Annotated in this window: 24 protein-coding genes; 13 read left to right on the forward strand and 11 right to left on the reverse strand. The window is 57.2% G+C overall.

Annotated elements, in window-relative coordinates:
- Positions 1-32: 32 nt before the first annotated feature.
- The 5 genes from damX to trpS all read left to right on the forward strand — a co-directional run bounded on the left by damX (position 33) and on the right by trpS (position 4,681).
- The gene (damX, locus tag USF70_RS16750) at positions 33-1,331 is read left to right on the forward strand and encodes a cell division protein DamX (protein ID WP_213788088.1); all 1,299 of its coding nucleotides are present in this window, start codon (positions 33-35) and stop codon (positions 1,329-1,331) included.
- Positions 1,332-1,398: 67 nt separating this feature from the next.
- Complete coding sequence (dam, locus tag USF70_RS16755; RefSeq protein WP_033146808.1) at positions 1,399-2,211, forward strand: adenine-specific DNA-methyltransferase; 813 nt, start codon at positions 1,399-1,401, stop codon at positions 2,209-2,211.
- 41 nt (positions 2,212-2,252) lie between these two features.
- Entirely contained in the window at positions 2,253-2,930 is a 678-nt protein-coding gene (gene rpe / locus USF70_RS16760) for a ribulose-phosphate 3-epimerase (protein ID WP_024907923.1), read from the forward strand.
- Positions 2,923-3,684 (forward strand): phosphoglycolate phosphatase, encoded by a 762-nt coding sequence (gene gph / locus USF70_RS16765; RefSeq protein ID WP_320735830.1) that lies wholly within the window; start codon positions 2,923-2,925, stop codon positions 3,682-3,684. Before rpe ends, gph begins: the two co-directional genes overlap by 8 nt.
- The gene (gene trpS / locus USF70_RS16770) at positions 3,677-4,681 is read left to right on the forward strand and encodes a tryptophan--tRNA ligase (protein WP_023309477.1); all 1,005 of its coding nucleotides are present in this window, start codon (positions 3,677-3,679) and stop codon (positions 4,679-4,681) included. The genes gph and trpS overlap by 8 nt, the downstream gene beginning before the upstream one ends.
- A 142-nt stretch (positions 4,682-4,823) precedes the next feature.
- On the opposite strand, the gene USF70_RS16775 is transcribed toward trpS, so the two are convergent.
- The 4 genes from USF70_RS16775 to nirB form a co-directional block, all read right to left on the reverse strand.
- Complete coding sequence (locus USF70_RS16775) at positions 4,824-4,994, reverse strand: YhfL family protein (protein ID WP_033146806.1); 171 nt, start codon at positions 4,992-4,994, stop codon at positions 4,824-4,826.
- Between the two features lie 143 nt (positions 4,995-5,137).
- The gene (gene cysG / locus USF70_RS16780; protein ID WP_039263087.1) at positions 5,138-6,511 is read right to left on the reverse strand and encodes a siroheme synthase CysG; all 1,374 of its coding nucleotides are present in this window, start codon (positions 6,509-6,511) and stop codon (positions 5,138-5,140) included.
- A 135-nt stretch (positions 6,512-6,646) separates the two neighbouring features.
- Positions 6,647-6,973: a nitrite reductase small subunit NirD gene (nirD, locus tag USF70_RS16785; RefSeq protein WP_023309475.1), complete on the reverse strand. Its 327-nt coding sequence runs from the start codon at positions 6,971-6,973 to the stop codon at positions 6,647-6,649.
- Positions 6,970-9,513: a nitrite reductase large subunit NirB gene (gene nirB, locus USF70_RS16790; protein ID WP_320735831.1), complete on the reverse strand. Its 2,544-nt coding sequence runs from the start codon at positions 9,511-9,513 to the stop codon at positions 6,970-6,972. Before nirB ends, nirD begins: the two co-directional genes overlap by 4 nt.
- Positions 9,514-9,752: 239 nt before the next feature.
- On the opposite strand from nirB, the gene USF70_RS16795 reads away from it, so the two are divergent.
- Positions 9,753-11,069: a cytosine deaminase gene (locus USF70_RS16795; protein ID WP_058841977.1), complete on the forward strand. Its 1,317-nt coding sequence runs from the start codon at positions 9,753-9,755 to the stop codon at positions 11,067-11,069.
- 3 nt (positions 11,070-11,072) lie between these two features.
- Here USF70_RS16795 and tsgA read toward each other — a convergent pair whose 3' ends face one another.
- Entirely contained in the window at positions 11,073-12,257 is a 1,185-nt protein-coding gene (tsgA, locus tag USF70_RS16800) for an MFS transporter TsgA (protein ID WP_210867489.1), read from the reverse strand.
- A 277-nt stretch (positions 12,258-12,534) separates the two neighbouring features.
- Here tsgA and ppiA point away from each other — a divergent pair, with 277 nt between their 5' ends.
- From ppiA to argD, 4 genes are all read left to right on the forward strand, one after another.
- Positions 12,535-13,107 (forward strand): peptidylprolyl isomerase A, encoded by a 573-nt coding sequence (gene ppiA / locus USF70_RS16805; RefSeq protein ID WP_064673712.1) that lies wholly within the window; start codon positions 12,535-12,537, stop codon positions 13,105-13,107.
- Positions 13,108-13,213: 106 nt separating this feature from the next.
- Entirely contained in the window at positions 13,214-13,798 is a 585-nt protein-coding gene (locus USF70_RS16810) for a putative adenosine monophosphate-protein transferase Fic (RefSeq protein ID WP_069303363.1), read from the forward strand.
- A gap of 30 nt (positions 13,799-13,828) precedes the next feature.
- The gene (gene pabA / locus USF70_RS16815) at positions 13,829-14,392 is read left to right on the forward strand and encodes an aminodeoxychorismate synthase component 2 (RefSeq protein WP_320735832.1); all 564 of its coding nucleotides are present in this window, start codon (positions 13,829-13,831) and stop codon (positions 14,390-14,392) included.
- Between the two features lie 87 nt (positions 14,393-14,479).
- The gene (gene argD / locus USF70_RS16820; protein WP_172421409.1) at positions 14,480-15,700 is read left to right on the forward strand and encodes a bifunctional acetylornithine/succinyldiaminopimelate transaminase; all 1,221 of its coding nucleotides are present in this window, start codon (positions 14,480-14,482) and stop codon (positions 15,698-15,700) included.
- Here argD and USF70_RS16825 read toward each other — a convergent pair.
- Together USF70_RS16825 and crp are read right to left on the reverse strand one after the other, a co-directional pair.
- Positions 15,697-17,784: a YccS/YhfK family putative transporter gene (locus USF70_RS16825; protein ID WP_217073234.1), complete on the reverse strand. Its 2,088-nt coding sequence runs from the start codon at positions 17,782-17,784 to the stop codon at positions 15,697-15,699. The genes argD and USF70_RS16825 overlap by 4 nt on opposite strands.
- 57 nt (positions 17,785-17,841) lie before the next feature.
- Positions 17,842-18,474 carry a cAMP-activated global transcriptional regulator CRP gene (crp, locus tag USF70_RS16830; RefSeq protein ID WP_000242758.1) on the reverse strand — a complete coding sequence of 211 codons (633 nt, stop codon included), beginning with the start codon at positions 18,472-18,474 and terminating at the stop codon, positions 17,842-17,844.
- Between the two features lie 311 nt (positions 18,475-18,785).
- Between crp and USF70_RS16835 the strand changes: the two genes are divergently transcribed.
- Entirely contained in the window at positions 18,786-19,190 is a 405-nt protein-coding gene (locus USF70_RS16835; protein WP_008503018.1) for an OsmC family protein, read from the forward strand.
- A 66-nt stretch (positions 19,191-19,256) separates the two neighbouring features.
- Here USF70_RS16835 and USF70_RS16840 read toward each other — a convergent pair whose 3' ends face one another.
- The 4 genes from USF70_RS16840 to USF70_RS16855 all read right to left on the reverse strand — a co-directional run bounded on the left by USF70_RS16840 (position 19,257) and on the right by USF70_RS16855 (position 23,411).
- Positions 19,257-20,126 (reverse strand): phosphoribulokinase, encoded by an 870-nt coding sequence (locus USF70_RS16840; RefSeq protein WP_023309465.1) that lies wholly within the window; start codon positions 20,124-20,126, stop codon positions 19,257-19,259.
- 30 nt (positions 20,127-20,156) lie between these two features.
- The gene (locus USF70_RS16845) at positions 20,157-20,375 is read right to left on the reverse strand and encodes a YheU family protein (protein WP_008503016.1); all 219 of its coding nucleotides are present in this window, start codon (positions 20,373-20,375) and stop codon (positions 20,157-20,159) included.
- Positions 20,372-21,394, reverse strand: coding sequence for a hydrolase (locus USF70_RS16850; protein WP_039263094.1), 1,023 nt, complete (start codon positions 21,392-21,394; stop codon positions 20,372-20,374). The genes USF70_RS16845 and USF70_RS16850 overlap by 4 nt, the downstream gene beginning before the upstream one ends.
- A 112-nt stretch (positions 21,395-21,506) precedes the next feature.
- Positions 21,507-23,411 (reverse strand): ABC transporter ATP-binding protein, encoded by a 1,905-nt coding sequence (locus tag USF70_RS16855; RefSeq protein WP_182382773.1) that lies wholly within the window; start codon positions 23,409-23,411, stop codon positions 21,507-21,509.
- Between the two features lie 135 nt (positions 23,412-23,546).
- On the opposite strand from USF70_RS16855, the gene kefG reads away from it, so the two are divergent.
- Together kefG and kefB are read left to right on the forward strand one after the other, a co-directional pair.
- On the forward strand, positions 23,547-24,101 hold the full coding sequence (gene kefG, locus USF70_RS16860) for a glutathione-regulated potassium-efflux system ancillary protein KefG (RefSeq protein WP_021242220.1): 555 nt from the start codon (positions 23,547-23,549) through the stop codon (positions 24,099-24,101).
- On the forward strand, positions 24,101-25,906 hold the full coding sequence (gene kefB, locus USF70_RS16865; protein WP_126797321.1) for a glutathione-regulated potassium-efflux system protein KefB: 1,806 nt from the start codon (positions 24,101-24,103) through the stop codon (positions 25,904-25,906). Before kefG ends, kefB begins: the two co-directional genes overlap by 1 nt.
- The last annotated feature ends 8 nt before the right edge of the window (positions 25,907-25,914 follow it).

A 25,914-nucleotide genomic window follows, 5' to 3' on the forward strand; every position in this document is an offset into this window, starting at 1 on the left:
TCGTTAGCATAAGCCTTTGAGTGGGGTGTTAAATGGATGAATTCAAACCAGAAGACGAGCTGAAACCCGATCCCAGCGATCGTCGTACTGGTCGTTCTCGTCAATCTTCAGAACGTGATAACGAGCCGCAGATCAACTTTGACGATGTTGATCTGGATGCAGACGATCGTCGCCCTTCGCGCAGCCGCAACGCGCACGAAGAGCGAGCAGAAGAGGATTATGAGTCCGAAGAAGATTCAATGGACGAACAGCCTGTAGAGCGTCGCCCACGTAAACGTAAAAAAGCCGCTGCGCCGAAACCGGCTTCCCGCCAGTACATCATGATGGGCCTGGGCGTTCTGGTGCTTGTGCTGCTGATTGTCGGCATTGGCTCCGCGCTTAAAGCACCGTCAACGAACTCAACCGAGCAAACTGCTTCCGCTGAGAAGAGCATCAACCTGTCCGGTAACGATGCGACCAATCAGGCGAATGGCGCACAGCCTGCACCGGGTGCGACTTCCGCAGAGCAGACCGCAGGTAACACCACAGCGCCGCAGGATGTTTCTCTGCCGCCCGTTTCTTCAACCCCTGCTCAGGGTCAGGCACCTGCCACGCCTGAAGGCCAGCAGCGCGTAGAAGTTCAGGGAGATCTGAACAATGCGCTGACGCAGCCGCAGAACCAGCAGCAGGTTGATAACGTCGTGGTTAACTCCACGCTGCCAACTGAGCCGGCAACCGTTGCCCCGATTCGCGGTGGTAACGCTCAGCCACAAACGGCTGCGACGGAAACCAAACCGCGCCAGACGCAAACTGCGACGCGTCCTGAACGTAAGCAGGCGGTGATTGAGCCTAAGCGTGAAACCAAACCTCAGGCAGTCGTAAAAGCGCCTGAAATGAAAGCCGTACCGGCACAGCCGAAACGCACCGAAACGGCTGCGGTGAGCGAGCCTGCTAAAGCGCCAGTCACGCAGACTGCGCCGAAAGCAACGGCAACCACAGCGGCACCTGCAGCAACGGCTCCGGCAGCCACGGCAACAGCCTCCAGCAGCGCCGCAGGCAAAACTGCAGGTAACGTTGGCTCGATGAAGTCTGCGCCATCCAGCAATTACACGCTGCAGCTGAGCAGTTCGTCTAACTATGACAACCTCAACAGCTGGGCGAAGAAATCAAATCTGAAAGACTATGTTGTTTATCAGACGACCCGTAACGGTCAGCCGTGGTATGTGCTGGTCAGCGGCGTTTATTCGTCCAAAGATGAAGCGAAACGTGCCGTAGCGGCACTGCCAGCGGATGTTCAGGCAAAAAATCCCTGGGCGAAGCCGATTCATCAGGTTCAGGCCGATCTGAAGTAATGTTTAAAGCGCAGGATGCTGTCGGAGCTTTCTCCACAGCCGGAGAAGGTGTAATCAGTTAGTCAGCATGAAAAAAAATCGCGCTTTTCTGAAATGGGCAGGGGGGAAATACCCCCTGCTCGATGATATTAAAAAGCACCTGCCAAAAGGCGAGTGTCTAATCGAGCCTTTCGTGGGCGCAGGATCGGTGTTCCTGAACACTGATTTTTCTCGTTATATCCTGGCGGATATCAACAACGACCTCATCAGCCTCTATAACATTGTTAAGCTGCGTACCGAAGAGTATGTCGCAGAGGCGCGCAAACTGTTTACGCCGGAGAATAATCAGCCGGACGTTTACTACCAGTTCCGCACTGAGTTTAATCAGAGTCAGGATCCGTTCCGTCGGGCGCTGCTGTTCCTCTATCTCAACCGTCATGGTTACAACGGCCTGTGCCGCTATAACCTGCGCGGGGAGTTTAACGTGCCGTTTGGTCGCTATAAGCGCCCGTATTTCCCGCAGGACGAGCTGTACCACTTTGCCGAAAAAGCGCAGAACGCAGAGTTTCATTGCCTCTCCTATGAAGAGTGTATGGAGCTGGCAGGCGTAAACTCGGTGGTTTACTGTGACCCGCCTTACGCACCACTGTCTGCAACGGCGAATTTCACCGCTTATCACACCAACAGCTTCAGCCCGGCCGAACAGGCCCGTCTGGCGGAGATGGCAGAAAAGCTGGTCAGCAAAAGAATTCCGGTGTTAATTTCGAATCACGACACGCCTGATACGCGCGAATGGTATAAAGCCGCGAAGCATTTTCAGGTCAAAGTGCGGCGTAGCATTAGCAGCAACGGCGGCACACGTAAAAAGGTGGACGAACTTCTGGCTCTTTATCGCCCCTGAGCCGTTTTGCCCGCCGGTAAACACATTTCAAGGAGAAGCGGATGAAACAGTTTTTGATTGCTCCCTCAATTCTGTCGGCCGATTTTGCCCGCCTGGGTGAAGACACCGCCAAAGCTCTCGCGGCTGGCGCAGATGTCGTCCATTTCGACGTTATGGACAACCACTACGTCCCTAACCTGACCATTGGCCCAATGGTGCTCAAGGCATTACGTAACTATGGCATTACCGCGCCGATCGACGTTCACCTGATGGTTAAGCCTGTTGATCGCATCGTGCCTGACTTCGCCGCAGCGGGTGCCAGCATCATCACTTTCCATCCGGAAGCCTCTGAACACGTGGACCGCACGCTGCAGCTGATCAAAGAGAACGGCTGTAAGGCGGGCCTGGTGTTTAACCCGGCCACGCCGCTGAGCTATCTCGACTATGTCATGGACAAGCTGGACGTGATTCTGCTGATGTCCGTTAACCCGGGCTTTGGCGGTCAGTCGTTCATTCCCCACACGCTGGATAAGCTGCGTGAAGTGCGCCGTCGTATTGATGAGTCAGGTTACGATATTCGCCTGGAAGTGGACGGCGGTGTGAAAGTGAATAACATTGGTGAAATTGCGGCAGCCGGCGCGGATATGTTCGTTGCAGGTTCGGCAATTTTCGACCAACCGGATTACAAAAAAGTCATTGATGAAATGCGCCGTGAGCTGGCGAAGGTAAGTCATGGATAAATTGCAGGCAATTCGGGGTATCGCATTTGACCTCGACGGCACGCTGGTCGACAGCGCGCCGGGCTTAACGAGCGCCGTAGACCAGGCGCTGTACGCCCTTGAACTCCCCGTTGCGGGGGAAGAGCGCGTGGTAACGTGGATTGGCAACGGCGCCGATGTCCTGATGGAGCGCGCGTTGATGTGGGCGCGTCAGGAGCGCGCGTCGCAGCGTTCCGCGCAGGGTAAACCGAGCGTTGACCACGCTGACATCCCTAAGGATGAACAGCTGCGGATTCTGCGCAAACTGTTCGATCGTTTCTATGAAGAGACCGTCGAGGAGGGCAGTTTCCTGTTCCCGGACGTTCAGGAAACGCTGAGCGCGCTGCACGCGAAGGGCATTCCGCTGGGGCTGGTGACCAACAAACCGACGCCGTTTGTTGCACCGCTGCTGGAAGCGCTCGATATCGCGAAGTATTTCTCCGTGATTGTGGGCGGCGACGACGTACAGAACAAAAAGCCGCATCCGGAACCGCTGTTGCTGGTGGCAGGAAAATTATCCTTAACGCCTGCGGAGCTGCTCTTTGTCGGGGATTCGCGCAATGATATTCTGGCTGCCCGAGCGGCTGGGTGTCCTTCCGTCGGATTAACCTATGGCTACAACTACGGTGAAGCCATCACATTAAGTGAGCCGGATGTGGTCTTCGACCACTTCAAAGATTTGTTGCCCGCACTCGGGCTTTCGCACAGTGAACATCAGGAATTGAATAATGACTAAGCCCATCGTTTTTAGTGGCGCACAGCCTTCAGGTGAATTGACCATTGGTAACTACATGGGTGCGTTACGTCAGTGGGTCAGCATGCAGGATGAGTACCATTGCATTTACTGCATCGTCGATCTCCATGCGATTACCGCGCGTCAGGATCCTGAGAAGCTGCGTAAAGCCACCCTGGACACCCTGGCGCTGTATCTGGCCTGCGGCATCGATCCTGAGAAGAGCACCATTTTCGTTCAGTCTCACGTGCCGGAGCACGCGCAGCTGGGCTGGGCGCTGAACTGCTACACCTATTTCGGCGAGCTGAGCCGCATGACCCAGTTCAAAGATAAATCCGCGCGCTACTCTGAAAACATCAACGCCGGTCTGTTCGACTATCCGGTGCTGATGGCGGCGGACATCCTGCTGTATCAAACCAACCAGGTACCGGTAGGTGAAGACCAGAAGCAGCACCTGGAGCTGAGCCGCGATATCGCCCAGCGCTTTAACGCGATTTACGGCGATGTGTTTAAAGTGCCAGAGCCATTCATTCCGAAGTCCGGTGCGCGCGTGATGTCGCTGCTGGAGCCGACCAAGAAGATGTCCAAGTCTGACGATAACCGCAACAACGTTATCGGCCTGCTGGAAGATCCGAAATCCGTCGTCAAAAAGCTCAAGCGCGCAGTCACCGACTCCGACGAGCCGCCTGTAGTGCGCTACGACGTGCAGAACAAAGCGGGCGTCTCCAACCTGCTGGATATCCTCTCCGGCGTGACCGGCCAGAGCATTCCTGAACTGGAAAAACACTTCGAAGGCAAGATGTACGGCCACCTGAAAGGTGAAGTGGCAGACGCCGTTTCCGGCATGCTGACCGAGCTTCAGGAGCGTTATCACCGCTACCGTAACGACGAAGCTTTCCTGCAGAAGGTGATGAAAGACGGCGCGGAAAAAGCCAGCGCACGCGCGTCCGAAACTCTGAAAGCGGTATACGAAGCGATTGGGTTTGTGGGTAAACCGTAGGTAAAAGCAAAACGGTAACCACGTTACCGTTTTTAGGGTTGTACCCTCTCACTGTGGGAGAGGGTCAGGGTGAGGGCATCAGGCCGCACTTCCCTACACAAAAAAACCGGGATATCCCGGTTTTTTTACGCCTGAAAAACGCTTACTGATCCGCCGCCGGGCCGCAACCGCCGATGATCTTCGAAATGGAGATCGCCGGGTGCAGCAGGTAATCGTAGCTGCAGTTATTTTTGGTGTTCTGTACATGACCGGTACAGGCAGTCAGAGTCGATAACAGGCCAACCAGAACGGCGGCTTTTGCCAGTTTGAACATACGCATTCCTTGTCTTAAAAACGAAAGTTTGATGTAACTCAAGGGAATAAAGGGAGAAATTCCACTTCGGGGCGGTATGTTATCGACAGCGGTAAGAGGGGAGTAGTCCGCATAAGGACTACTCCGCAAAGGAAGAATATGCGTTAGTGATTCGAGAACCAGTTCAGCTTATCGCGCAGCTCAACCACGCGACCCACCACAATCAGCGCCGGGCTTTCGACCTGCTGCGCCAGCTCACCGAGCTGCGTCAGTACACCATTCACCACGCGTTGCTTGATGGACGTACCGTTTTCCACCAGCGCAACCGGCATATCAGCCTCCATGCCGTGCTCCAGCAGCTTCGCCTGAATCGTCGCGGCCTGGTTCAGCCCCATGTAGAAGACCAGCGTTTGCTTTTCCGCGGCCAGGTTATGCCAGTCCAGCTCGCTGCCGGTTTTCAGATGGCCCGTCACCAGACGCACGCTCTGGGCATAGTCGCGGTGGGTCAGCGGAATGCCAGAGTAAGCTGAGCAGCCGGATGCCGCCGTAATGCCCGGCACGACGGAGAACGGAATACCCGCGTCACACAGGGTTTCCAGCTCCTCACCGCCGCGACCAAAGATAAACGGATCGCCACCCTTAAGGCGCACCACGCGCTTACCTTTCTGCGCCTCGCGCAGGAGGATCTGGTTAATCTCCTCCTGCGGCACGCAGTGATAGCCCGCCCGTTTACCAACGAATACGCGGTCGGCATCGCGGCGTACCAGGTTCATGATGTCATCAGAGACCAGGCGATCGTAAACTACGGTATCGGCCTGCTGGATCTGCTGTAGCCCTTTCAGCGTCAGCAAGCCCGCATCGCCGGGGCCTGCGCCCACCAGCACCACTTCGCCGCGATGGTCCAGCGGCTCGCTGAGCAGCTGTTCGGTCGTCTCTTCTACGGCTTTGGTGTCCTGATTCGCCAGCGACTGCGCCAGCCTGTCGTTCACAAAGAATTTTTCCCAGAAGCGACGGCGCTCGCCCACGGTCGAGAAGGTTTGCTTCACGCGGGAGCGGAGCTGCCCGGCGTAATGCGCAATCTGACCAAGGTGCTGCGGCAGCACGGCCTCCAGCTTTTCCCGCAGCAGGCGGGCGAGAACCGGCGAGCGTCCACCGGACGACACCGCAATCATCAGCGGCGAGCGGTCAATAATCGAGGGCATGATAAAGCTGGCCTCTTTCGGCGCATCCACCACGTTGCAGAAGATTCGGCGCGCTTCGCAGGCGTCGCTGACGCGCTGGTTCACTTCATCGTCGTCCGTTGCGGCAATCGTCAGCCAGCAGGTATCGAGCAGGGATTCATCAAACTCACCCTGTTCCAGCGTGAGCATCCCTTCCTGAGCCCAGACCTCAAACTGTGGGGCGAAGGTGAGGGCGTTGACGGTGAGCCGGGCGCCAGCCTCTAACAGCAGGCGCGCTTTGCGTTCAGCCACGTCGCCGCCGCCCACGAGCAGGCAGTCGCGGTTGCGTAATTGACAGAAAATCGGCAGGTGATCCACGACGTTACCTCGCAGCTTTCATGGAGGGGGTAAGAATTGACGTCAGGATAACAGCAGGAATCGTACAAAACATACGGTTTTTCCTGCCGTTACCCATAAGGGGTCATAAGCTTTTCGTATTGAAAAGGCGGGGGATCAGCCTTTCAGCTGCACCTTGCCGTCCTTCACGCGAACGTCATAGTGCTTCACTGAATGACTCTCATCTTCCATGCAGTATCCGTCGCTTAAGCGGAAACGCTGCTTTTTCAGCGGGCTGGCGACCCACAGTTCGCCCTGATGCTCGGCAATCAGTCCGCGGGAGAGCACGCTGGCCTCGAAGAACGGGTCGATATTGCTGATGGCAAAAACCTGTTCATCGTGGCGAGGGCGGAAAATCGCAACCTGCTCGCTGCCCAGCAGCGCGCATACGCCGGTGGCCGGGATGATGTCGTTAATATCGCAAATGTTTATCCACTGGCTCATGCGTTTTCCTCCACCAGCGTGACCGGAATTCGTTCATACGGTGTCGCCGGACGATGCTGTTCACGCTCCGGCACAACCTGTACGTTCGGGTCGCGCTGGGCGCTGTTGATAAAGTGTTTGAAGCGCGTCTGCGCCGCCGGGGTGTTGACGGTTTCCGTCCACTCGCAGATCACCGCCTCGCGCAGGCGCGCCATCTCCGCTTCCAGATGTTCGTTCAGGCCCAGCTTGTCGTCGATGATGACCGATTTCAGGTAGTCGATACCGCCTTCCAGGTTATCGAGCCAGGAGGCGGTACGGGTCAGCTTATCGGCGGTGCGGATATAGAACATCATGAAGCGGTCGAGATACTGAATCAGCGTGTCGCGATCGAGATCCGCCGCCAGCAGGTCCGCGTGGCGTGGCTTCATCCCGCCGTTGCCGCAGACGTACAGGTTCCAGCCCTTCTCGGTGGCGATAATACCCACGTCTTTACCCTGCGCTTCCGCACATTCGCGGGTACAGCCGGAGACGCCAAACTTCATTTTGTGCGGGGTGCGGATGCCTTTGTAGCGGTTTTCCAGCTCCACGCCGAAGCCCACGCTGTCGCCGACGCCGTAGCGGCACCAGGTGCTGCCCACGCAGGTTTTCGCCATGCGCAGCGCTTTGGCGTACGCGTGACCGGTTTCGAAGCCAGCTTCAATCAGCTGACGCCAGATTTCCGGCAGATCGTCTTTCTGCGCGCCAAACAGGCCGATACGCTGGGAACCGGTAATTTTGGTGTACAGGTTAAATTCACGCGCAATACGGCCCACGGCGACCAGCCCTTCCGGCGTGATTTCGCCACCGGCTGAGCGTGGAATAACGGAGTAGGTGCCGTCTTTCTGGATGTTCGCCAGGAAGTTGTCGTTGGTGTCCTGCAGCGGCGTGTGTTCCGGATTGAGTACGTACTCGTTCCAGCAGGAGGCCAGCAGGGAGCCGACGGTCGGTTTACACACTTCGCAGCCGTAGCCCTGGCCGTGTTTCGCCAGCAGCTCGTCGAAGGACTTGATGCCTTCCACGCGGATCAGGTGATACAGCTCCTGGCGAGAATACGCGAAGTGCTCGCACAGGTTGTTGTTCACTTCGATGCCCTGTTTCGCCAGTTCGGCGTTCAGCACCTGAGTGACCAGCGGAATACAGCCGCCGCAGCCGGTACCGGCTTTGGTTTCCGCTTTCAGCGCCGCCACGGTGTGGCAGCCTTTGTTGATGGCGGAGATCAACATGCCTTTGGTGACGTCGAAGCAGGAGCAAATTTGCGCGCTGTCCGGCAGTTTATCCACGCCGATAGACGGCTTGCCGCTGGACGCGTGCGCCGGGAGGATCAGCGCGTCCGGGTTTTCCGGCAGTTCGATGGCGTTCAGCACCAGCTGGAGCAGGTTGCCGAAGTCGCTGGTGTCGCCCACCAGCACCGCGCCGAGCAGGGTTTTGTTGTCCTGGCTGACGATGAGGCGTTTGTAGACTTCTTTGCTTTCGTCGAGATAGACATAGCTGCGGGAATTCGGGGTGCGGCCATGCGCATCGCCAATACCGCCCACGTCCACGCCCAGCAGCTTCAGCTTGGCGCTCATGTCTGCACCGGTAAACGCGTTTTCGCTGCCGAGGATATGGTCCACGGCAACCTGCGCCATTTTGTAGCCCGGTGCCACCAGACCGTAGACGCGGTTGTTCCAGCTGGCGCATTCGCCGATGGCGTAGATATCCGGATCGGAGGTCTGGCAGGCGTCGTTGATCATGATCCCGCCGCGCTGCGCCACGGCCAGCCCGCACTGGGTCGCCAGCTTGTCGCGCGGACGAATACCGGTGGAGAAGACGATGAAGTCCACTTCCAGCTCGCTGCCATCGGCAAAGCGCATGGTTTTGCGCGCTTCAGTCCCTTCCTGAACGATCTCTTTGGTGTTTTTGCTGGTGTGAACCTTCACGCCCATGCTTTCGATTTTACGACGCAGCTGGTCACCGCCCATGTGGTCGAGCTGTTCGGCCATCAGCATCGGGGCAAATTCGATGACGTGGGTTTCAACGCCGAGGTTTTTCAGCGCGCCTGCCGCTTCCAGACCCAGCAGGCCGCCGCCGACGACCGCGCCGCGACGGCTGCGACGGGCGCAGGATTCGATGGCGTTGAGGTCTTCAATGGTACGGTAGACGAAGCAATCCTGAGTTTCCGAGCCTTTGATCGGCGGGATCCACGGATAGGAGCCCGTCGCCATGATCAGCTTGTCGTAAAAAACCGTACGCCCGGCGCTGGAGTGGATCACTTTTTCCTGACGGTTGATGGTGATAGCGCGTTCGCCCACCAGCACTTTTACGCCATGCTTCTCGTAGAAACCTTCGCGCACCAGAGAGAGCTCTTCGGCGGTATGATGGGAGAAGTAGGAAGACAGGTGCACACGGTCGTACGCCTTGCGGGGTTCTTCACAGAACACGGTAATATCGAACTGCTCAGCATCGGCCTTATCGAGAAGATCCTCAATAAAGCGGTGGCCGACCATGCCGTTACCGATGATAGCGAGTCTGACTTTGCTCATTATTGCCTCGATTTCTTTTCTATTATTGCCTACCTTAACGATTCAGCAGGGGCGCTTATTGATGCAAATCAAATACGTCTTCGCCTACTCCTTAGGTGGTATATAACTGATTTGTCAGGATTTTTATAAGTGGCGGAAATCGCAGGCTTTTCGTGCTCGTTGAATTTGTGTACAAATCAGGGGCGGTTTTGCCAAAATCGATACGCCTGAATATCAGCGGCGTTTTTTAGGGGAAGGGTATGTCTACAACACCGTTATGGCTTGTTCAGAATGTTCGTTTACCGGGTCAGGAAGGGCTGTGGCAGCTCGCCATTGAGAACGGGCGATTTGGTGACATCACCCCGATGGACGACACCCACGCCGAAAGTTATGAAGTATTGAACGCGCGCGGCGGGCTTGCTATCCCGCCGTTCATTGAGCCGCATATTCATCTTGATACGACCCAGACCGCGGGTGAGCCGAACTGGAACCAGTCCGGCACGCTGTTCGAAGGCATTGAGCGCTGGGCGGAGCGCAAGGCGTTGCTCAGCCATGAGGATGTTAAAGCGCGCGCCTGGAAAACGCTGAAGTGGCAAATTGCCAACGGCATCCAGTTTGTCCGTACCCATGTGGATGTCTCCGACCCGACGCTCACCGCCCTGAAGGCGATGCTGGAGGTGAAGCAGGAGGTTGCCCCGTGGGTGACGCTGCAAATCGTCGCGTTCCCGCAGGAAGGTATTCTCTCTTACCCGAACGGCGCGGCGCTGCTGGAAGAGGCGTTAAGGCTGGGGGCCGACGTGGTGGGGGCGATCCCGCACTTCGAGTTCACCCGCGAGTATGGCGTGCAGTCGCTGCATATCGCTTTTGAACTGGCGAAGAAATATGACCGTCCGCTGGATATCCACTGCGATGAAATCGACGACGAGCAGTCGCGGTTTGTCGAGACGGTGGCAGCGCTGGCGTATGAGGCCGGCATCGGCCCGCGCGTGACGGCCAGCCACACCACCGCCATGCACTCCTACAACGGCGCTTACACCTCGCGGCTCTTCCGTCTGCTGAAAATGTCGGGAATTAACTTCGTCGCTAACCCGCTGGTCAATATCCATCTGCAGGGGCGCTTTGATGACTATCCGAAGCGCCGCGGCATCACCCGGGTGAGAGAGCTGCAGGAAGCGGGCATTAACGTCTGCTTCGGTCATGACGACGTCTTCGACCCGTGGTACCCGCTCGGCACCGGCAACATGCTGCAGGTGCTGCATATGGGGCTGCACGTCTGTCAGATGATGGGCTATCCGCAAATCGACAGCGGCCTGAATCTCATCACCCATAACAGTGCCCGTACCTTCGGCCTGAGCGATTACGGTATTGCCACGGGGAACCCGGCGAACCTGATTATTCTGCCTGCCGAGAGCGGGTTTGAAGCAGTGCGCTGTCAGGTGCCGGTGCGCTGGTCGATTCGTCAGGGACGGGTGATCGCCACGACGCAGCTGGCGCAGACGTGGATCCAGATGGATATCGGAGGAGAAGAGGTAAGCTTTGCCAGAAACAGCCCCTCTGCCGAGCGCAAAGGGGCGTAGGGGTTAGTGAGACGCTGCTGCCGCGTTGTGCTGGCGGTGGCGGGTCACGAAGCCCAGAACGAAGCACATGATAAACACCACGGCATACAGGCCGTTTGCGGTGTGCAGCGCCGCCAGCGGACCGCTGTGGGCGACGATCGGGCCAGTGACCACGAAGGTCAGCATGGTGCCGATGGTGCCGCAGGTCAGGACGAAGTTAACCAGCTTCGGCGAGGCCACTTTGGTCTGCAGGGAGCCCAGGGTGATAATAGAGGTATAAATGGCGCTGGAGAAGAAGCCCAGGGTCAGAATGAACCACGGCATATGCTCCGGTGAACCGTTGATGAACAGGTACATCAGCACGGTCGCCAGCCCCGCCAGCACGGTCAGAATGCGCTGCAGGTCGAAGAAGCGCAGGATGAAGCTAAACGCCCACATGCCGAACATGTAAGACATCCAGAAATCGCTCACCAGTTTACCCGCATCGTTCAGGCTCATGCCCAGACCTTTCGCGTACTCCGGTACCCAGGAGATAAAGCCCAGCTGGCCAAGGATGTAGCACAGCGCGGCGATGGAGAGGAACAGCACGCCGATGCCCCACTTTTCTTTCGCAACCGGCTCTGCGGTGGTTTGTGCTTTCTTGCCCAGCACCGGGAAGTCGCAGCCGAAGGTCAGAATAAAGATCGCCACGTAGACCAGGCCGATGCAGGCATAGACCCAGTACCACTCAATACTGCGCGCCAGCAGAACCGCCGCGAGCATCGGAAAAATCATTCCGGCCATGCTGAAGAAGGAGTCGGTAAACAGCAGACGCGCGCCGCGCTGGCGGCCTTCATACATGTGGGTAATCAGGAACGTACCGATCGACATGGTGATCCCGCTGACCAGACCCAGCACGAACATAGCTGCGGAGAACAGGGCGATGCTGTGGCTCAGCATCAGGCCCGCCACGGCGGCAACCATCAGCACAAAGCCAAAGCGCAGCTGGGTTTTCAGCGGGACGATTTCCATCAGCCAGGCATTCAGGAAGATAGAGATCAGGATCCCCGCGTTGAGGAAGGTAAAGGTGTTACTCATGCTGGAAACGGGCAGCTGGAAGTAGTCTGCGATATTCCCCATCACCATCCCGGTGACGATCACCAACGCGCCGGTCAGGGCGTAGGAGAAGAAGCTGATCCATGTGAGCTTGATGCGATTGCTGTTAGTCATGTCTGGCCTGTTCAGAAAAAGAAAAGCGCCCGGGGGCGCTGAGAGCGGGCAGATTTTAGTCGCTAAAGTGATCTATTCCTATCTTTTAAGGGCAATGATTACGTCATTGCAGGTTTTAGTGTGATCTAAATCACATTAATTGACGGCGTAACCAATCGTTTGCGCGGTAATAATTGTTTCAACTTCGTAAAATTAGGTAAAAGGCTGGTCTCCGTTCATACTGCTCTTTAGAATCAAGCCATTCGCTTTTTATACTGCGCTTTGTTAAGGAATTCTCATGCTCAAATCAACACTGGCGGCTGTCGCAGCTGTGTTTGCTCTTTCTGCCGTTTCCCCTGCTGCGCTGGCAGCCAAAGGGGACCCTCACGTTCTGCTGACCACCTCTGCCGGGAATATTGAGCTGGAACTGAATAGCCAGAAAGCCCCTGTTTCCGTAAAAAACTTCCTCGACTATGTGAACAGTGGTTTCTATAACAACACCACTTTCCACCGCGTGATCCCAGGCTTCATGGTGCAGGGTGGCGGCTTCAACGAGCAGATGCAGCAGAAGCAGCCTAACCCGCCAATCAAAAACGAAGCGGACAACGGCCTGCTGAACAAGCGCGGCACCATCTCCATGGCGCGTACCGCAGACAAAGACAGCGCGACCAGCCAGTTCTTCCTGAACGTGGCGGATAACGCCTTCCTCGACCACGGTCAGCGCGACTTTGGCTATGCCGTTTTCGGTAAGATTGTGAAAGGCATGGACGTGGCCGATAAAATTTCTCAGGTGCCTACTCACGACGTCGGTCCGTACCAGAATGTGCCGACAAAACCGGTGGTTATCCTCTCCGCAAAAGTTCTGCCGTAATTCTTCTGAGCGCGGGCTTCTTCTGCCCGCGTTATATGACCCTCCCTGCGAAAGCGCGTTTTGCTGCTTATACTTGTGGCAAACGGACTATTCAGGGAGGCGTTAAGTGAAAAAGCTCACCGACAAGCAAAAATCCCGTCTCTGGGAACAGCAGCGTAACGTCAATTTACAGGCCAGTTGTCTCCTTGAAAAAGGTAATGGTCCCTCAGAGCCCCATATTGAGACGCTGGAGCTTGGGCCGTCCGCGCCCGGGTTGCCCCATCTGTGCCTCATTCATCGTCATTTGTACCGCAGCGAGATGAAGCGGGCAGGCGAGCTCCGTACCGACGATATTTTTAAAGGGGATATTCCTTTCTGCCATTTCGAATACATCGAGAAGATGGGCAACGAGCTGATGGCGGCGCTGGAAAGCGAAAAGTATCTCGTGGGTCTTGAGAAAGCGGCGTTTGTTGACCGGGTTAGCCACTATTACTGCGAAATCAACATGCTGCATCCGTTTATGCGCGGCAACGGTATTGCCCAGCGCGTTTTCTTCGAGCAGCTGGCGCTCCACGCGGGCTACTCGCTGGACTGGCGCGATATCGATCCCGACCAGTGGGTGACGGCTAACCGAAGCGGCGCAACGGGAGATTTAACCGCGCTCAACGCTATCTTTGCCAAAGTAGTGAGCGAAGCGCGGGAATCTGAGTAGAATAGGGCGGCATTTTTTTCGGGAGCCGCCATGATTCTGCTGATTGATAACTACGATTCCTTCACCTGGAACCTTTACCAGTATTTTTGTGAACTGGGTGCAGAGGTGGTTGTCCGCCGCAACGACGAGATCGGACTGGCCGATATCGGGACGCTGGCTCCGCAGAAAATCGTGATTTCTCCGGGGCCGTGTACGCCGTCGGAATCGGGTATTTCTCTGGATGTGATCCAGCACTTTGCCGGCAAGCTGCCGATACTGGGTGTCTGCCTGGGCCATCAGGCGATTGCTCAGGCGTTTGGTGCCACCATCGTGCGCGCCGCGAAAGTGATGCACGGTAAAACCTCTCCGGTCACCCACGCCGGCACCGGGGTATTCACGGGGCTCAATAACCCGTTAACCGTGACGCGCTACCATTCCCTGGTGATTGACCCGTCTACGCTGCCCGACTGCTTTGAGGTGACCGCCTGGAGCGATACGCAGGAGAGCATGGGGATTCGCCACCGCGAATGGGACCTCGAAGGCGTGCAGTTCCACCCGGAAAGCATCCTCAGCGAGCAGGGGCACGCGCTGCTGGCAAATTTCCTCAATCGCTGAATATCTGTTGCCTTGCTGTGATTTTTTATGCATATTTTGTGATTATATTTTCACAATCACTGTGACATAAAAATGGATGGTCATGACATGGCAACTGAACAACCAGCAATTACCCGCGCGACATTTGATGAAGTGATCCTGCCGATTTATGCACCGGCTGAGTTTATCCCGGTGAAGGGAAAAGGCAGCCGCGTCTGGGATCAGCAGGGTAAAGAGTATGTGGATTTCGCGGGCGGTATTGCGGTCACGGCGCTGGGTCATTGCCATCCCGCGCTGGTTGAGGCGCTGAAAACCCAGGGCGAAACCCTGTGGCATACCAGCAACGTGTTCACCAACGAACCGGCGCTGCGCCTGGGCCGCAAGATCATCGATGCGACCTTTGCCGAGCGCGTGCTGTTTATGAACTCCGGCACTGAAGCCAACGAAACTGCGTTTAAGCTGGCACGCTACTACGCGACAACGCGCCACAGCCCGTACAAAACCAAAATCATCGCCTTCCACAATGCCTTCCACGGACGCTCCTTCTTTACCGTCTCCGTTGGCGGCCAGCCGAAGTATTCCGACGGGTTTGGCCCGAAACCGGCCGACATTGTCCACGTGCCGTTTAACGATCTGCACGCGGTGAAAGCGGTCATGGACGACCATACCTGCGCCGTTGTTGTCGAGCCGATCCAGGGGGAAGGCGGCGTGACGGCGGCAACTCCGGAATTCCTGAAAGGGCTGCGCGCGCTGTGCGACGAGCATCAGGCGCTGCTGGTCTTTGATGAAGTGCAGTGCGGGATGGGGCGTACCGGCGATCTGTTCGCTTATATGCACTACGGCGTGACGCCGGACATCCTGACCAGCGCCAAAGCGCTCGGCGGCGGTTTCCCGGTGAGTGCGGTACTGACGACGCAGGAGATCGCCTCCGCGTTCCACGTCGGTTCTCACGGTTCCACCTACGGCGGTAACCCGCTGGCGAGTGCCGTGGCGGGTGCCGCATTCGACATTATCAACACGCCGGAGGTGTTGAACGCCGTGAGCGCGAAGCGCGAGCTGTTCGTAAAACACCTGCAAAAGATTGATGAACAGTACGATGTATTCAGCGAAATTCGCGGGATGGGGCTGTTGATTGGCGCCGAACTGAAGCCGCAGTACAAAGGCCGCGCGCGCGACTTCCTGCACGCCGCCGCACACGAAGGGGTGATGGTGCTTAATGCCGGGCCGGACGTGATGCGCTTTGCGCCGTCGCTGGTGGTAGAAGACAAAGACATCGAAGACGGTTTAACTCGCTTTGCCGCGGCGGTCGAGAAGATCGTAAAAGGCTAATACTCGGTTCGCTTTAGCCGGCGCGTTAACCAAATGCCGTGATGCGGACGCTGACGCCATGCCACCGACGAAATGGTGTGCATGGTGTTCAGATGCCCCAGAACGCGCTGTAAATGCTGCTCCAGGGTGCTCATTGGCCCGTGGGTCAACGTCTCCGGCGCTTCAAGAATGTTTGAGTCGCCCGACTCGCCCGGCGCGTCATACTCCAGACGCTGCTGACACCTCTGCAACGCAATTTCACACGACTGCAAATAGCGCTGCGCCAGATCCGGCGTTAGCATCGTGTGCTCGCGCGCCAGCGTGGTCATGGCGTTAATATGCTCGACGATAAACTGGCTGTGCGTCACCCAGAGCTTCATGTCTGCCAGATAGTGCGAGTTAAAGCCCGGCTCCTGCATCGCCTGGTTGAGCGAGTTAAACAGGGCGTTGTGCGCCTGGTTGACCTTCATCCGCTGATAGGCCAGCGGGGAGGGCTGCGGATCGTCGCTCAGGATCAGGCGAATAGCCTGCTGGTCGGCTTCCAGCGCGTCGTGGGCGTTCTGCCTCAGCAGCCCGCTCTGCCACTGCGGCCACAGCCAGACCATGCCGCCAAAGGCAATCAGGCAGCCGATCAGGGTATCAATCAGTCTGGCGACAATAAACTGTTCGCCATTGAGCGTGAGCAACTGCAGCGTATATACCGCCGTCACCGTAAAGCCCACCATCGCCCAGCCGTAGTTTTTGCGGATAATCAGATAACTCACCAGCGTAATCGCCAGCATCCCTGCCAGGGTATAGCCTTCCGGCACGTGGAAGTGCAGCGTTACGCCCGCAATGATCAGCCCGGCCATCGTTCCGCCAGCCCGATGCAGAATGCGCACCCGCGTGGCGCCGTAGCCGTTCTGGGTGACAAACAGCACGGTCATTAAGATCCAGTAGGGTTTCGGCAGGTGCAGCGCCATGCCCATCAGGCTGGCGGTACTGAGCATCACGCTAATCCTTGCGGCGTTGCGCAGAGCGGACGATTTAAGAGAAAGATAGCTTTTGAGCGCGGGCAATAGCGGAAGCCGTTTTTGCTTATCCGCCATCAGGTCGCGGGGATAAAGCGGGCGCTGGGTGCGCAACACGCGGGCGATGCGGCTGAAGTGCCAGGCGGCAAACTGGCCGACCGGGTTATCGGGATGCTGACGGGCGATTTTCTCCAGCGCGCCCAGCTGTTTTTCCATGTTAAAGCGCGTGGGGTAGCGGTGGTAGAGAATATCGTCGGCCAGCACCCGCAGACGTGCCGATACGGTCTGCGCGTTCCAGCGGATCACCGCTTCGGCGTGGCTGCGCTCGACCAGCTTTTGCACCTCCTGCGGGTGGTGAAGGCTTACGGAGATATGCTCCTGTAGATCCAGCCCGACCTGGAAGGTGCGCAGCAGCCGCTTGTACTCGTGGTTCTTGTTGGCGGCGAGCATATGCAGCTGCTGATAGCACTGGCTTATGAGATCCACCACCTTCTGCTGGCGCGTCAGCAGCGGCGGTAAGGATTTTTCCGGGTCGGTATGCTGGGTGAGCAGGGTGTATTTGGCTTCGCAGTAATCCGCAAGCTGCACATAGAGCAGGCTCAGGGATTCACGCAGCGGCTGCTCCCGCCACAGCCAGAACCAAAACCAGTTAAACAGCCCGTACCATAATGTCCCCAGGGCGTAGATCAGCAGCGGCTCCCACACCGGCATGTTCCCGGCGAGGCTCAGCGTGAAAATGGCCGCAATCAGCGAGGCGGGAAGCAGGCGGGCGTGCAGCGAACTGATTTCCGCCGTGACGCCGAGCGTCATCGCCAGCACGGTCAGGATCAGCGGCAGCGGGATATCCCGGGCAAGCAGGAGTTGTACGGCGAGGCTACAGCCCGCAAACAGGCAGCCACCAACGATCAGGCGTTTGAAAAAGCGCTTATGCGGCGTGTCCAGACCGGCAATGTTGCAGCAGGCGGGCACGAGGGAAAACAGCAGGCCTTGCTGAAGATGTCCGAGGATCAGGCCTATGGCCACAGGAAGACACAACACCAGCGTTTGCCGCAGTGCGTAGTTAACTTCCGGGTGATAGATCAGCCTGCGCCACATGGGGAGTAGAGACAAAAACGGCGTGACACCTTGCGATGGCACGCCGTTTAAGCGGAATTAACGCGTTCCGTAGACCACGATGGTTTTACCGTGGGCGGAGATCAGGTTTTGATCTTCCAGCATTTTCAGGATACGGCCTACTGTTTCACGGGAGCAACCGACGATCTGACCAATTTCCTGACGGGTAATTTTAATTTGCATGCCGTCCGGGTGGGTCATGGCGTCTGGCTGTTTCGCCAGGTTCAACAGGGTTTGTGCGATACGGCCGGTAACGTCCAGGAAGGCGAGGTTACCCACTTTCTCTGACGTGACCTGCAGACGGCGCGCCATCTGGGAAGAAAGACGCATCAGGATGTCAGGGTTAACCTGAATCAGCTGACGGAACTTCTTGTAAGAAATTTCAGCCACTTCACATGCTGTCTTTGCTCGAACCCAGGCGCTACGTTCCTGGCCCTCTTCAAACAGGCCCAGTTCACCGATGAAATCGCCCTGGTTCAGATAAGAAAGGATCATCTCTTTCCCTTCTTCATCTTTGATCAGCACTGCCACCGAGCCTTTAACGATGTAATACAACGTTTCCGCTTTTTCACCCTGGTGAATCAGCGTGCTCTTCGATGGGTACTTATGAATGTGGCAATGAGACAAGAACCATTCGAGAGTCGGGTCTGTTTGCGGTTTGCCAAGCACCATGCGCTGTTATCCTCTGTTATAAGCTGTCACCAGAGTCATCAGATGCATCCGGACTCTGGGGTTGCAATCGAATTCTTACCCATACCCTGGGAAGTCGGCTACCGTAACGTTTCGCAGCCAGTAAAGTTTGATGTCCTCTGCATACACGTGTAACGTCAATGTATTACTGTAGCATCCTGAGTGTTTTAGCATAGCTTTCGCCGCGTGTCTCCTGGTGTCTCGCTTCAGCATGATGCAGGTCGCCTTCCATTGCGATAAATGTAACGCACACGTAATCTGTCACCAAAAATGCAACGTTGGAGTTAATGAATATGCAAGCGCGCGTGAAATGGGTTGAAGGTTTAACGTTCCTGGGCGAGTCCGCGTCAGGACACCAGATTTTGATGGACGGTAACTCCGGCGATAAAGCACCCAGCCCAATGGAAATGGTGCTGATGGCGGCAGGCGGATGCAGCGCAATTGATGTGGTGTCGATTCTGCAAAAAGGACGTCATGACGTGACGGATTGTGAGGTTAAACTCACGTCAGAGCGTCGCGAAGAGGCGCCACGCCTGTTCACCCATATTAACCTGCACTTTGTGGTCACCGGTAAAGAGCTGAAAGACGCGGCGGTCTCGCGTGCGGTGGACCTGTCTGCGGAGAAGTACTGCTCTGTGGCGTTAATGCTGGAGAAAGCGGTAAAAATCACGCATTCGTATGAAGTGATCGAGGCGTGATTGATGGGGCATCGTGCGTGTTGATGCCCTCACCCTAACCCTCTCCCACAGGGAGAGGGAACATGCTCACGCGATCTGCTTCCCTTCCATCAGTCGCTCCACCAGCGGCGTCATGATGAGCTCCATCGCCAGCCCCATTTTCCCGCCCGGCACGACTAACGTATTCATGTGCGAAATAAACGAGCCCTGCAGCATTGCCAGCAGCCAGGGGTAATCAATGCCTTCGAGATTGCGGAAATGGATCACCACAAAGCTCTCGTCCAGCGACGGGATGCTTTTAGCGGCAAACGGATTCGAGGTATCCACCGTCGGCACGCGCTGGAAGTTGATATGGGTGCGGGAGAACTGCGGCGTCAGGAAGTTAATGTAATCCTCCATGGAGCGCACCACGGAGTCCATCACCGCCTCTCGCGAATGGCCGCGCTCGCTCATGTCGCGCGTCAGCTTCTGGATCCACTCCAGGTTAACGATAGGGACCACGCCGACCAGCAGATCCACGTGGCGCGCCACGTCGTGTTGAGGCGTGACCACGCCGCCGTGCAATCCTTCGTAAAACAGGACGTCGGTGGGTTCCGGCAGCGGCTGCCACGGGGTAAAGGTTCCCGGCACCTGATTCCAGGGTACGGCTTCATCATAGGTGTGCAGATACTTGCGGGACTGCCCTTTGCCGCTCTTACCGTACTCTATAAAGGTTTGTTCCAGCAGGCCGAAGTCATTGGCCTCCGGGCCGAAGTAGCTGATGTGTTTACCCGAATCGCGCGCCTTACGAATGGCCATGTCCATCTCCGGACGCGTGTAGCGGTGAAAGCTGTCGCCTTCGACCTCCGCCGCACGGAGATTCAGCTGGGCGAAAATCTTGCGAAATGCGAGGCTGGTGGTGGTGGTTCCCGCACCACTCGACCCCGTAACGGCAATAACCGGATGTCTGGCAGACATAGCAACTCCCTGACTGAAAAGGGTGGAAGATCAGCCGTGAAACGCGTTGCGGGGCATGATATTGACCGTCTCATGCAGTTCTGACCACACCAGCACCACGTCGCCGCTTTTCAGCTGGCGCTTAACATCGTTGACCTTTTGCTCAAGCGAGCGTTCCTGTTCACCATAATCGGTGCCTTCGCGTAATACAAAGCTTTCAATCAGATTATCGAGCGTTTCGGGAGCCAGATCCTGCCAGGGAATAATCATTTTGCACCGTCCAGATAAGGGGTCAGCCAGTCAGGAATACGCGCCTCAAGCCACATTTTCGGGCGGCGCAGCGTGCCGCCGATAAACCCGACGTGGCCGCCGTGCTCCGTCAACTGATAGTGAACGTTGTCGGGCAGGAATTCCTGAGCGGGGATCGAGTGATGATCCATAAACGGGTCATCTTTGGCATGAATAATCAGCGTCGGCTGCGTGATCTTGCTGAGCAGCGGCATGGCGCTGCACTGACGATAATAGTCAATCGCATCGGCGAAGCCGTGGATTTTCGCGGTGATCAGGTCGTCGAACTCGCGGATACGACGCACCTTTTTCAGCTGGCGCAGGCTTACCGGCAGGGTATCCGGGTAGGCCTTCAGCTTACGCGCCGCGTTGGCCTTCAGCAGGTTGAGCAGGTAGCGCTGGTAGACGCGGGAAAAGCCTTTATCCATGTGGTAGCTGCACTGCTCGAGCATAAACGGCGCGGAGACAATGACGGCGGCATCCAGCGGTACGCTTTCACCCTCTTTGGCCAGCAGACAGGCCAGCATATTCCCGCCCAGCGAGTAGCCCACGGCGGCCGTTGGCACGGTGCCATAATTTTCCCGCAGCCAGTGTAAAAACCACGTCCCGTCTTCGGTTTCACCCGAGTGATAAATGCGTTTCTGACGATTCGGTTCACCGCTGCAGCCGCGAAAATGCATCACCACGCCGAGCCAGCCGCGCGCTTTTGCCGCCTCAATTAGCCCATGCGCATACGGGCTGTGCAGGCTGCCTTCCAGACCGTGGAAAACCACCAGACGCGGCTTATGGCGAGCCTGTTCAGGCGCTTCGCTCCAGGCGAGATCCAGAAAATCACCGTCTGGCAGGTCAAGCCGTTGCCAGTGCGGGGTGAACTGAACCTTGCGGCGGATCAGTCGCGGCAGCATGGTCTGCAAATGCGGATTGGCCACGCCGCGCATAGGCACGAACTCAGTGCTGTCTTCGGCCGCAATGTCGAAGTCTGATGGAATGATTTGGGTCATAAGCGCGATGCTGATTCTTGTCGGAAATTTACGATACTTTCCGAATTGTACCCCGTTTAAGCTGGATTTCCGAACCCGGTACGGATTCTGCTCTTCAAACGGGGTAAATAAGTCAGTCAGCCTGCAGCATCGCTTCCAGCTGTTCCTGCGCGTCGAGCCACGCCATCTCGCACTCTTCGAGACTGGATTTGGTCTTCGCCTGGGTTTGCAGGCAGTCGGTCAGCTCAGCCTTGCGGCTCTGGTCATACAGGCCGCTATCGCCGAGCTTCTCTTCAACGATAGCCAGCGTGGCGTTGAGTTTTTCCATCTCTTTTTCGAGACGGGTAATCTCTTTACGCAGGGGCTGCGTCTGGGTGCGTAGCTCCGCTTCACGGCGCTTCTGGTCTTTACGCGCCTGCGCGCTGTTGGCGTTGTCTTTCGCTGACTCTTCCGGCTGGTTTTCCTGCTTCTGCACGTCCGTCAGCCACTGCTGATAGTCTTCCAGATCGCCGTCGAACGGTTCGACTTTGCCGCCGTGCACTAAATAGAGATCGTCCGTGGTGGAGCGGATCAGGTGACGGTCGTGCGAAACCACCACCAGCGCGCCTTCGAACTCAATCAGCGCTTCGGTCAGCGCCTGACGCATGTCGAGATCCAGGTGGTTGGTCGGTTCATCGAGCAGCAGCAGGTTCGGGCGCTGCCAGACGATCAGCGCCAGCACCAGGCGGGCCTTTTCGCCGCCGGAGAAGCGCTCGGTGTTTTCAGTCACCTTATCGCCCTGGAAGCCAAAGCCGCCGAGATAGTCGCGCAGCTTCTGCTCCATCTCCTGCGGCGCCAGACGCGCAAGGTGCTGAATCGGTGATTCATCCGCGCGTAAAAATTCCAGCTGATGCTGGGCGAAGTAACCCAGCTTGATGCCCTTCGCCAGGCCGATTTCACCGCTGATCGGGTTAAGCTCGCCCGCCAGCAGTTTGATCAGCGTCGATTTACCGGCGCCGTTACGCCCCAGCAGGCCAATGCGGGAACCCGGCACCAGGTTGAGCTTGATGGAATCGAGAATAATGCGGTCGGCATAGCCCGCGCTGACCTTCTCCATCTTCAGCAGCGGGTTCGGCAGGCTTTCCGGCTCGCGGAAGCTGAAGTGGAACGGGTTATCCACGTGCGCCGGGGCAATCATCTCCATGCGTTCCAGCATCTTGATGCGGCTCTGGGCCTGTTTGGCTTTTGAGGCTTTGGCCTTAAAGCGATCCACAAAGCTCTGCAGGTGCGCCACGCGCTGCTGCTGGCTTTCGTACATGGACTGCTGCTGGGCGAGACGCGTCGCGCGCTGGCGCTCGAAGGAGCTGTAGTTGCCGGTGTACTCGAACATCGTTTGCTGTTCGATATGAATAATTTTATCCACCACCGGGTCAAGGAAGTCGCGGTCGTGGGAGATCAGAATCAGAGTGCCCTGATAGCTCTTGAGCCACTTCTCCAGCCAAATAACCGCATCGAGATCGAGGTGGTTGGTCGGTTCGTCGAGCAACAGCAGGTCAGAGCGGCAGATCAGCGCCTGCGCCAGGTTGAGGCGCATACGCCAGCCGCCGGAGAAGTCGCTGACCGGGCGTTCCAGCTGTTCGTTGCTGAAGCCCAGGCCGTGCAGCAGGCTGGAGGCGCGGGAGCGAATGGTCCACGCGTCGATGGCGTCCAGCTTGCCATGAACGGTGGCGATGGCGTGACCGTCGTTGCGCTCGTTAGCAGAATGAAGTTCCGCTTCGAGCTTACGGTATTCACGGTCGCCGTCGATAACATAGTCGAGTGCCGGTTCGCTCAGCGCAGGCGTCTCCTGGTTTACCCAGGCGAGCTGCCAGTTTCCCGGGAAGGTAAAGTTACCGCCATCCGCGCTAATCTCGTTTTTCAGCAGCGCCAGCAGGGTGGATTTACCGCAGCCGTTTTTGCCGACCAGACCCACTTTTTGGCCCGGGTTGATGGTAGCAGTGGCGTTATCCAGCAGGACGCGCACGCCGCGACGAATTTGTAACGAGGAGAAAACAATCATAGAAGCGCCGTATGTTCCGACTATGTTAATTTGTCATTATGATAATGTAAGGTGTGGGCCATTTTCCGCACCGGGCCGCCATGGTAGCCCAAAACAGCGACGATACACAAAAACAGAAACAAGACCGGGAGGGGAATGATGTCTCAGACAGCAAAAGTGCTGCTGCTGTATGCCCATCCGGAATCTCAGGACTCGGTGGCAAACCGGGTGCTGCTTAAGCCGGCCACACAGCTTAGTAACGTAACGGTGCACGATCTCTACGCGCACTATCCTGATTTCTTTATTGATATCCCTTACGAGCAGGAGCTGCTGCGTCAGCATGACGTGATTGTGTTCCAGCATCCGCTTTATACCTATAGCTGTCCGGCGCTGCTCAAAGAGTGGCTGGACCGCGTGTTGAGCCGGGGCTTCTCCAGCGGGGTGGGGGGCAACCAGCTGGCGGGAAAGTACTGGCGTAGTGTGATTACGACCGGTGAACCCGAAAGCGCTTACCGCCACGACGGGCTGAACCGCTATCCGATGAGCGATATCCTCAGGCCATTCGAGCTGACGGCGGCGATGTGCCGTATGCACTGGATGAGCCCGATTATTGTCTACTGGGCGCGGCGTCAGGATCCGAAAGAGCTGGCAAGCCACGCCAGAGCCTACGGTGAATGGCTGGCGTCACCTATTCCGGCAGGAGGTCGTTAATGGAAGGATCGAATTTACTCCTCGCCGGGGTGCTGTTTTTATTTGCGGCCGTCGTCGCGGTGCCGCTTGCAGCCCGTATTGGTATCGGTGCGGTGCTGGGGTATCTGCTGGCGGGGATCGCGATTGGGCCATGGGGGCTGGGATTCATCAGCGATGTCGATGAGATCCTCCATTTCTCCGAGCTGGGCGTGGTGTTCCTGATGTTCATCATCGGCCTGGAGCTGAATCCTTCGAAATTGTGGCAGCTCCGACGCTCTATCTTTGGCGTGGGCGCCGCGCAGGTGTTGTTCAGCGCCGCGATCCTGGGTGGCCTGTTAATGCTGACAAACTTTTCATGGCAGGCGGCGGTGATTGGCGGGATAGGGCTTGCGATGTCGTCGACGGCGATGGCGCTGCAGCTGATGCGCGACAAAGGGATGAATCGCAACGAAGCCGGTCAGCTGGGCTTTTCAGTGCTGCTGTTCCAGGATTTGGCGGTGATCCCGGCGCTGGCGCTGGTGCCGCTGCTGGCGGGGTCCGGGGACGATCACTTCGACTGGGCTAAAATCGCCATGAAGGTGCTGGCCTTCGCGGGCATGCTGATTGGCGGTCGTTTCCTGCTACGTCCCGTGTTCCGCTTTATAGCCGCGTCGGGCGTTCGCGAGGTGTTTACCGCCGCGACGCTGCTGCTGGTGCTGGGATCTGCGTTGTTTATGGACGCGCTGGGGCTGTCGATGGCGCTCGGGACCTTCATCGCCGGGGTGCTGCTGGCGGAGAGCGAGTATCGGCACGAGCTGGAAATTGCCATCGATCCCTTCAAAGGGCTGCTGCTAGGCCTGTTCTTTATTTCGGTGGGGATGGCGCTTAACCTTGGCGTCCTCTATACCCATCTGCTGTGGGTGATAGTGAGCGTCGCCATTCTGGTCGCGGTGAAGATGCTGGTGTTGTACGTGATGTCACGTATCTACGGGCTGCGCAGTTCGGAACGCATGCAGTTTGCCAGCGTGTTAAGCCAGGGAGGCGAGTTCGCGTTTGTGCTGTTCTCGACCGCATCCTCCCAGAAGCTGTTTAAAGACGATCAGATGGCGCTTTTGCTGGTGACGGTCACGCTGTCTATGATGACCACGCCGCTGCTGATGAAGCTGGTGGATAAACTGCTGTCGCGCCGCCTGAACCCAAATGACGATGAAGACGAAGCGCCGTGGGTGGAAGACGATAAGCCGCAGGTGATTGTGGTGGGCTTTGGCCGTTTTGGACAGGTGATTGGACGCCTGCTGATGGCGAACAAAATGCGCATTACGGTACTGGAGCGGGATATCAGCGCGGTCAACCTGATGCGTAAATATGGCTACAAGGTTTACTACGGCGATGCGACCCAGCTCGAGCTGCTGCGCTCGGCGGGGGCGGAAGCGGCAGAGTCCATCGTGATTACCTGTAACGATCCGGAAGACACGATGAAGCTGGTGGATCTGTGCCAGCAGCATTTCCCGCATCTGCATATTCTGGCGCGTGCGCGGGGACGTGTTGAAGCTCACGAATTGTTGCAGGCGGGTGTGAAACACTTCTCCCGTGAGACGTTCTCCAGTGCGCTGGAGCTGGGCCGTAAGGCGCTGATCTCGCTCGGCATGCATCCGCATCAGGCGCAGCGCGCCCAGATGCACTTCCGCCGGCTGGATATGCGGATGTTGCGCGAGCTGATGCCGGTACATACCGATACGGCGCAGATCTCCCGCGTGCGGGAAGCGCGTCGCGAGCTGGAGGAGATCTTCCAGCGAGAGATGCAACAGGAACGACGCCAGCTTGATGGCTGGGATGAATTTGAATAAAGGGTAAC

Source organism: Enterobacter sp. 237C8, from assembly GCF_034106865.1.
Taxonomy (GTDB): Bacteria; Pseudomonadota; Gammaproteobacteria; order Enterobacterales; family Enterobacteriaceae; genus Enterobacter; species Enterobacter asburiae_B.

Coding starts and splice junctions, on each gene's coding strand:
- trpS (WP_023309477.1), top strand. CDS start 3,677: ATGACTAAGCCCATCGTTTTTAGTGGCGCACAGCCTTCAGGTGAATTG.
- dam (WP_033146808.1), top strand. CDS start 1,399: ATGAAAAAAAATCGCGCTTTTCTGAAATGGGCAGGGGGGAAATACCCC.
- crp (WP_000242758.1), bottom strand. CDS start 18,474: ATGGTGCTTGGCAAACCGCAAACAGACCCGACTCTCGAATGGTTCTTG.
- USF70_RS16855 (WP_182382773.1), bottom strand. CDS start 23,411: ATGATTGTTTTCTCCTCGTTACAAATTCGTCGCGGCGTGCGCGTCCTG.
- rpe (WP_024907923.1), top strand. CDS start 2,253: ATGAAACAGTTTTTGATTGCTCCCTCAATTCTGTCGGCCGATTTTGCC.
- USF70_RS16825 (WP_217073234.1), bottom strand. CDS start 17,784: ATGTGGCGCAGGCTGATCTATCACCCGGAAGTTAACTACGCACTGCGG.
- tsgA (WP_210867489.1), bottom strand. CDS start 12,257: ATGACTAACAGCAATCGCATCAAGCTCACATGGATCAGCTTCTTCTCC.
- USF70_RS16840 (WP_023309465.1), bottom strand. CDS start 20,126: ATGTCTGCCAGACATCCGGTTATTGCCGTTACGGGGTCGAGTGGTGCG.
- USF70_RS16850 (WP_039263094.1), bottom strand. CDS start 21,394: ATGACCCAAATCATTCCATCAGACTTCGACATTGCGGCCGAAGACAGC.
- USF70_RS16795 (WP_058841977.1), top strand. CDS start 9,753: ATGTCTACAACACCGTTATGGCTTGTTCAGAATGTTCGTTTACCGGGT.
- kefG (WP_021242220.1), top strand. CDS start 23,547: ATGATGTCTCAGACAGCAAAAGTGCTGCTGCTGTATGCCCATCCGGAA.
- argD (WP_172421409.1), top strand. CDS start 14,480: ATGGCAACTGAACAACCAGCAATTACCCGCGCGACATTTGATGAAGTG.
- pabA (WP_320735832.1), top strand. CDS start 13,829: ATGATTCTGCTGATTGATAACTACGATTCCTTCACCTGGAACCTTTAC.
- nirD (WP_023309475.1), bottom strand. CDS start 6,973: ATGAGCCAGTGGATAAACATTTGCGATATTAACGACATCATCCCGGCC.
- ppiA (WP_064673712.1), top strand. CDS start 12,535: ATGCTCAAATCAACACTGGCGGCTGTCGCAGCTGTGTTTGCTCTTTCT.
- USF70_RS16835 (WP_008503018.1), top strand. CDS start 18,786: ATGCAAGCGCGCGTGAAATGGGTTGAAGGTTTAACGTTCCTGGGCGAG.
- kefB (WP_126797321.1), top strand. CDS start 24,101: ATGGAAGGATCGAATTTACTCCTCGCCGGGGTGCTGTTTTTATTTGCG.
- USF70_RS16775 (WP_033146806.1), bottom strand. CDS start 4,994: ATGTTCAAACTGGCAAAAGCCGCCGTTCTGGTTGGCCTGTTATCGACT.
- nirB (WP_320735831.1), bottom strand. CDS start 9,513: ATGAGCAAAGTCAGACTCGCTATCATCGGTAACGGCATGGTCGGCCAC.
- gph (WP_320735830.1), top strand. CDS start 2,923: ATGGATAAATTGCAGGCAATTCGGGGTATCGCATTTGACCTCGACGGC.
- damX (WP_213788088.1), top strand. CDS start 33: ATGGATGAATTCAAACCAGAAGACGAGCTGAAACCCGATCCCAGCGAT.
- USF70_RS16845 (WP_008503016.1), bottom strand. CDS start 20,375: ATGATTATTCCCTGGCAGGATCTGGCTCCCGAAACGCTCGATAATCTG.